Genomic DNA, 6,384 nt, shown 5'->3' with positions numbered 1-6,384 from the left:
AAAATCGGCTCAAACAACCAGGCTAACAGACTGCGTTGTTCCAGCACGATATCTGCGCTTAACAGCATGCCCGATTGTAGCGGGACTGTGCTGCCATAAGCGCGGATGTGTTGTGACTCACCATTTTTTCATGTCACATTAATGCTTTAGTCTTTAATTTTTACCCAATATAACGAGCCCTTTTCGTTGCGAGCGCATTGCATGATTTGCCCTTGCTGCTTTAAACGCGCGCCTTCAGAAAAAGCTTGATCCTGGTAATAACAAAACTTTTTGAAATCTATTTCTACAGAATCACTCTTATTCTGCTCAGCCGCAAAGCTACCAGCGCTGCACAAAAAAAATGCAATAAATATCAAAGTTTTCTTAATCATGAACCTTTTCCTTAACTTAAAGTGCCGAAGTCAACTCGGCACCAAAAAATTGCAGTTTTAGGCGGATTGAACCCATTTGCCATTAACGCACTCCATAATTACTCCCTCTTGCTCCTTGCGAGAGCCTTCTGAGTAACTTTCACCTGCGTAAGTACAACCTGAACCACCGACAACCACTTCCACTTGCTCAAATGTTAACTCTTGCATATTATCTCTCCTTGAGACGTTTTTAAGTTTAGGTTTGCTCTTTACCGAGCGTCATAACCGCCCTTGCAGGCTTAAAATCGGCTCAAACAACCAGGCTAACAGACTGCGTTGTTCCAGCACGATATCTGAGCTTAACAGCATGCCCGATTGTAGCGGGACTGTGTTGCCATAAGCGCGGATGTGTTGCAGCTCCAGTGCGACCTGTACCCGGTACACTGGCTCCTGTACGGCGACAGGCATATCGACTTCATTCGGAAGCACGATAGCCTGCGCCGTTTTTATCACTTCCCCCTCATACAAACCAAAGCGCTGGTACGGAAAGGCATCAAAGCGTAAGCGGGTGCGCTGACCGGGCTGTACAAAACCATAAGCGCGGGTCGGCACCAGTAACACCGCTTCCAGCAAGGCGTTATCCGGCATTATGGTCAGTAGCGGTATACCCGGCTGCACATTGTTGCCTAGCTCGGCCATTAAGTTGGTCACCCGGCCGCTAATGGGCGCGGTAATCAGCATTTCACCCCGGGCATTTAGCTCGGTTTGTTGTTGCGCCAGACGGGAAATGTCGGTGTCGAGCAGTGCCAGTTGTTGCTGCTGCTCATTAGGCAAGCGCTGTAACAAGCCGCTTAGCTGGGCTATCTGGGCTTTTTGGTTTTGCTCGTTGGCATTGAGCTCTGCTAACTGCTGGCGGATATTTAACACCAGCTCTTGCTGTTGTTGCAGCTCGGTAGTCGAAATGGCGCCGCGTTGCTGCAGTCCTTGAAAATCCAGCTGGCGCTGCTGGTTTAACTGCAGCCGTTGTTGCAGCAATTGCTGCTGGGCACGGATATCATTGAGTAAATTATCGCTTAAGCTAAGGCGGCTGCGGTATTCGGTTTCCTGCTGGGCAAACTGACTCAGCAGTTGTTGCTTGCGCAGGCTGACCAGCTCGGTTTGTTGCACCAAGCCCTGTAACAGGGTGCCGGTCAGGCTGTCACCGGCCGATAAATGCTCGGGTATGGTTACCAATGCCAGGCGGTCGCCGGCATTAACCTGCTGGCCATCATCAACAAACAGCTGCTGAATAACGCCGCTGCGCGAAGACATCACCTTGGCCAGGCCCATATCGGGCTTTAAGTAGCCGGTCACGGTTTCTTTGCGGTTAAAGGAGGTCACACTAAGAAAGACAATAATCGCCACTACCACGGCCAGTAAAATAGCGGTCAGCACAGCGCTGCTAAGTGGTTGGGCAATAATAACATCGCCATCTAAACGCGCGCTTTGCTGCTTAACCGCACTAGCGCGAAACAATCCTTGTTCTGCCACAACAACCTCACACTACTATTGTGTTTACAATACAGCAAACTTTGTAAGTGCGCGGACAGTACTTGGATAAAAGAGGAACTACAATGATTTGTTATATTCTTTTTTGTTATATTAATATTAATATTAATTAATAAAAGAATTAACATGGGGGGGTAATAAATTCAAGCAGTTAGCTTGACGGCTGCCGGCTATCTAAAAAAGGCGTAGTGACTGACTGCTTAAAATTTAGCCACAACATTAAGACTGAAACCTATGCCGACATTATCGCCGTCAGAGGCGATTAACTTAAACAATCAAGGCTATAGTGCTCTGGGTACAAAGCCGATGTGCTGCAGCAGGGCCGCAGCCTGTTGCACCTGGTGCTGCTGGACGAACACCAGATCGCGGCTAAAAAAGGAAATAAGCAAAATATCAATGCTGGCCTCGGCCATGACAGAGGCAATGTTCGCTAAAAATCCAACACAGTAAAACGGATTGGCGCAATCAATAACAAACAAGCGCCACTGTTCCGGATTGCGATCCAGCAACACCAAATCGGCCAGCCCCTGTTCGGTAGTGACCACGGTGATCTCTTTGTCATCACGGTAAATCATCCGGTGCAATGCTGGCTGCCCGACGGCAGCGGCTTTGGCATAATAATAACAATCCGGTTCCAGATAAAACTGGCTGTCACCAATAACGGTCATGGTGCTTTCTGGTGTCATCATAGCTCCTTTTTTACTGAAATAATTTTTGCCAACGGCGACTTAACCGGCCTGGCGGGAATACTGTTGCCGGCAATACAGTTCCTGCTGCCACAGCAGGCTGTTCAGGCTTTGGATCGCCAGGCTCTGATGGCGCCGGAAGGTACTAAACGCCATATGAAATTGATCAGCCAGTTGCATTTGCGATAAACGTTGCTGGGTATAACGGTCTTGCAGCAGCCGCCCCCATAAAGCGGTAGCCGGCCTGGCCGCCAATTGCTGCAACTGTTGCTGGATCAGCTGCTTCAGGACAAAAGCCCGGCTGTGATGATCCGACGGTAGGCAGGCAAGCAGTGCCAGCTGTTGCAACAGCTCGGCTGGCCAGCGCTGTTCATGCAAAAAATGTTTCAAACAGTACACTAAGGCCTGAGCGAATTGTTTAGCACTGCACCAGACAGGCGCAATGCTTAGCGGCGCGGGCCGCTTAGCTGGCCTAGCTGCTTCGCTGGCTGATAACAGCACACTACTGGCCAGCCGTTGTTTTGCTTGCAGATTTGCCAGTCGCGGCCCCAGCACCGCGGCCAGACTCTGGTAAAAAAACAGGTGATCTGGCTGAAAAAATCCGGCCTGCGGATGTTCGGCATCCAGTACGGCCAGTAATTCGCCCTGATACAGTATAGGGGTGGCCAACTCTGCCAACCTGGCGGCATCATCTTTTATATAGTGCGCCGTATGGCGGGTATCATTGATTAACAGACTGTCGGCTTGCTGGGCAGCCAGGCCCACTATGCCCTGGCCCTGCATCAGCCGGATTGGATTATTCACCCCGGCAACCGGGCAAAACTTACTGCCAGCGGCGGCCACCTGCGTGAGGACAGCACCAGGCTCTGCCAGATAAATCACCTGATCGGGCAATTGTAAATACTGAACCAGTTGTTGCGGAAACTGCTGACAAAGTTGTTGTGGATTTTGCTGTTGCTCAATCCATTGTAGTAGTTTTGACAGTATGGCTAGTGATGGTTGACTCACATTTACCCAATAAATACACAAACTTGCAACTTATGTTTAGTATAGCGTAAACATTTTGCTATGACGTAGTTTTTTATGGCTGCGGGTAAGGAACTAAAAACCGCCCTGTTAAGCAGGGCGGTTTGTTAAGCTTTAGGCGTTAATGCCACTTAGAATAAGTCAAAGGCAGGGAACTGGATATCACCCGCGCGAATATCATCAAACAGCGGAGTAAAATCAGTATTGCTGTAACCATTCTGTTGGGTGTCGACCATCACAAACACTGACATGCGGTCGCTGGTCCACAGCGTATAGTTTGAGTTTATCGAGCTTAATACGCCGCCGTGGGTTAAGCGGTCACCGGTATTTCTGATACCTTTAGCATAGTTATTACCACTGCGCTGCGAGTTAGTAAAAATGTTGGTAAAGGCATTGGCTGACAGTAAATCAGGGCGTTTATTGCCGCCATCCAGCCGGGTCATCAAGCGTAAATAGCCTGCTGCAGAGCATACCCAGCCACCATGGCCAGCCATCCTTCTATGGTTCATGATATAGGCAAGACCTGGTGCATAGGCAATTTCATTGTCAAACAGCACATTATTAGCCTGCGCCAAGCGACAATCAGAGCCCGCCGGATTAACAAAACGCTGCATCATATAGCCTTCATAGCTCTGACCTGAGGCCACCTCTATCAATTGCTCGGCAATATTGTAACCCACGTTGGAATAGTTCATGGCACCGCCTGGGTTTTGCATTAACCGTATATTGTTTACCACAAAGTTAGTGAACTGATTGCGGCCGGCTGCAGCCATATTTACGGTGTCCTGGGCACAAATATTCCAGCCATAACCTAAGTGGATCATCGGGGCACATGCTTCCACCGCAGATTGATTAGACCAACCGCCCATACTGTGTTCCAGTACATCTAACACCCGGATGTTCAGGATCCTGGAGCGGTTTAGGTGGCAGGCAAAATCAAGGGCATTACAAACCGGCAAGGTATAGAGGTGATTCAGCAGACCATTAGGACCAAACACCCGTGCTTGCGGATCCAGGCGGTTTTCATCAATCAATCGGGATGCTGCAGCGCCGGTGAGCGTTTTAGAGTTACTGGCGATACGGCCTAAAGTATTGCTGTTCATATTGGCATTTGTCAGGGGATCGCGCAGGCCAAAACCTTTGGCATACACCAGGCGCTCATCCATGGTGATGGCGATACTCAAGCCTGATAAATTATTCAGCTGACGAAATGACTCAATACGGCTATTCAGCTGGCTCAAAGACGGACTATGCCAGGCAGTATTGTTAAATATAGCTGCATGTGACAGCGTGCGGCCATTGCCATAACCGACCACTACAGTTGGGTAAAAACCTTCAAAACGATGATCATTAAACACTTGCTGGTAATCATTGCCTGCAATATCGTGCCGCGCTGACCAGCGTGGGCCGCTGTTATGCCAGATGGCAGAATAGTAATCCTGGCCGTTCAGGTGAAACACATCTACCAGTACCGGTGCAAAACCGGCCCGGCGATAGTTGTTTACCTGGCTTTGATAGGTCGCGGCCGAAATGCCATGGCTAGCTCTGATGGTCGGGCCGCTGTCACGCTGCCATATGGCGGCATAGCGGGCTTCACCACTACGGTTATACCCAGACACATGCAACAGCCGGTAGCCGCGGTCTTTTTGGGTATCATATTCTTGCTGATACTGTGCAGACGTCAAATGATGTCTGGCATACCAGGCTGGTGCCTGTGGCTTTCTTTCAAAAATCGCCGTAAAGATCTGCTGGTTACCCACAGCAAAGGGGTTAACCATCACGGGTCTGAAGCCTTGCGCCTGCAAGCTGTTAACCCGCTGCTGATAGCCGGCATCCGTTAACTGGTGAAAAGCGACCCGGGTGACATTGGCCGGCATTTTGCGCCAGATGGCATTATAGCGCGCCTGGCCATTAACATTATGGCCGTTAAGATAACTGAGTTGATAGCCTTTATTCCTGTTTTCAGCATCCAGCTGCGTAAAGGTTGCGGCGGTAATATTGTGGCGGGCCTGCCAGGCATGAGCCTGATTAAAACCAATAAACAGGCCAATTAAAAATATATAACGTGCTAGCTGTAATAAGTGTGTACTCATCACATATTTCTCCCTGTGATAGAAAGGGACGGCAACACTGCCAGGTAGCTTGTCCCATCCGTTTGCGCTACCTGCGGGCAATGTATTCGAAATGACATACCAAAACTGCTAAAAAACTGCTCATTTTTGTGAATTTGAGATTGTGCTAGAGTAGGCGTGCCTATACCTCGTGTCAGCGGGCTACCCACCGCAGCCGACGGCGCAATCACGTTAACCTTGGTGAGCTATGTATATCGGAAAATTAGCGCAGTTATGCGGCGTCTCTACTAAAACTATCCGTCACTATGAACAGATTGGTTTACTGCCCCCTGCCAGCCGCCGCGGCAGCTACCGGGTGTACCATGAGCGCGATATTGAACGTCTTTCTTTGATTAAACAGGCGCAGCAACTGGGCTTTAGCCTGGCAGAGATCAAGCAGGCCATTAGCCACTCAGGACATGCTCCAGAACAGGGTATTGACTGGCAGGTGATTACCCGGCTGCTGAGCAACAAGCTGCAATCACTGGAACAGCAGATTGCGCAATTGCAGCAACAACGGTTACAGGTGCAGCAGCAACAGGCGGTAATCGAAGCTTGTTTAAGCGCCGATCCGGCCTGCCAACGCCCATTGTTTTAAAGCATTGTTTCGCCAGTAACCCTATTGACTCGTCCCCTAAGGGCAAGGTTTACACTGGGCCTCTT

Annotated in this window: 7 protein-coding genes; 1 reads left to right on the top strand and 6 read right to left on the bottom strand. The window is 49.7% G+C overall.

Annotation, left to right across the window (positions count from 1 at the left end):
- Positions 1-146 precede the first annotated feature (146 nt).
- The 6 genes from V7D78_RS10470 to V7D78_RS10445 form a co-directional block, all read right to left on the bottom strand.
- Positions 147-371 carry a DUF1496 domain-containing protein gene (locus V7D78_RS10470; RefSeq protein ID WP_333608398.1) on the bottom strand — a complete coding sequence of 75 codons (225 nt, stop codon included), beginning with the start codon at positions 369-371 and terminating at the stop codon, positions 147-149.
- Positions 372-428: 57 nt separating this feature from the next.
- Positions 429-578, bottom strand: coding sequence for a DUF1496 domain-containing protein (locus V7D78_RS10465; protein ID WP_333608397.1), 150 nt, complete (start codon positions 576-578; stop codon positions 429-431).
- Positions 579-629: 51 nt separating this feature from the next.
- Complete coding sequence (locus V7D78_RS10460; RefSeq protein ID WP_333608396.1) at positions 630-1,880, bottom strand: HlyD family secretion protein; 1,251 nt, start codon at positions 1,878-1,880, stop codon at positions 630-632.
- Between the two features lie 299 nt (positions 1,881-2,179).
- Positions 2,180-2,584, bottom strand: a complete 405-nt coding sequence (locus V7D78_RS10455; protein WP_333608395.1) for an ACT domain-containing protein — start codon at positions 2,582-2,584, stop codon at positions 2,180-2,182.
- A gap of 42 nt (positions 2,585-2,626) precedes the next feature.
- On the bottom strand, positions 2,627-3,592 hold the full coding sequence (locus V7D78_RS10450; RefSeq protein ID WP_333608394.1) for a GAF domain-containing protein: 966 nt from the start codon (positions 3,590-3,592) through the stop codon (positions 2,627-2,629).
- 149 nt (positions 3,593-3,741) lie between these two features.
- Entirely contained in the window at positions 3,742-5,703 is a 1,962-nt protein-coding gene (locus V7D78_RS10445; RefSeq protein ID WP_333608393.1) for a serine hydrolase, read from the bottom strand.
- A 226-nt stretch (positions 5,704-5,929) separates the two neighbouring features.
- Between V7D78_RS10445 and V7D78_RS10440 the strand changes: the two genes are divergently transcribed.
- Positions 5,930-6,319 carry a MerR family transcriptional regulator gene (locus V7D78_RS10440; protein ID WP_333608392.1) on the top strand — a complete coding sequence of 130 codons (390 nt, stop codon included), beginning with the start codon at positions 5,930-5,932 and terminating at the stop codon, positions 6,317-6,319.
- Positions 6,320-6,384: the final 65 nt, after the last annotated feature.

It is taken from the genome of Arsukibacterium sp. (assembly GCF_036735525.1).
Taxonomy (GTDB): domain Bacteria; phylum Pseudomonadota; class Gammaproteobacteria; order Enterobacterales; family Alteromonadaceae; genus Alishewanella.
The sequence above is the reverse complement of the archived record's forward strand: the minus strand, read 5'-3'. Positions and strand labels throughout refer to the sequence as shown.

Bases quoted from the DNA above. Each gene is read 5' to 3' on its own strand.
- V7D78_RS10470 (WP_333608398.1), bottom strand. From the start codon at position 371: ATGATTAAGAAAACTTTGATATTTATTGCATTTTTTTTGTGCAGCGCT.
- V7D78_RS10465 (WP_333608397.1), bottom strand. From the start codon at position 578: ATGCAAGAGTTAACATTTGAGCAAGTGGAAGTGGTTGTCGGTGGTTCA.
- V7D78_RS10455 (WP_333608395.1), bottom strand. From the start codon at position 2,584: ATGACACCAGAAAGCACCATGACCGTTATTGGTGACAGCCAGTTTTAT.
- V7D78_RS10445 (WP_333608393.1), bottom strand. From the start codon at position 5,703: ATGAGTACACACTTATTACAGCTAGCACGTTATATATTTTTAATTGGC.
- V7D78_RS10440 (WP_333608392.1), top strand. From the start codon at position 5,930: ATGTATATCGGAAAATTAGCGCAGTTATGCGGCGTCTCTACTAAAACT.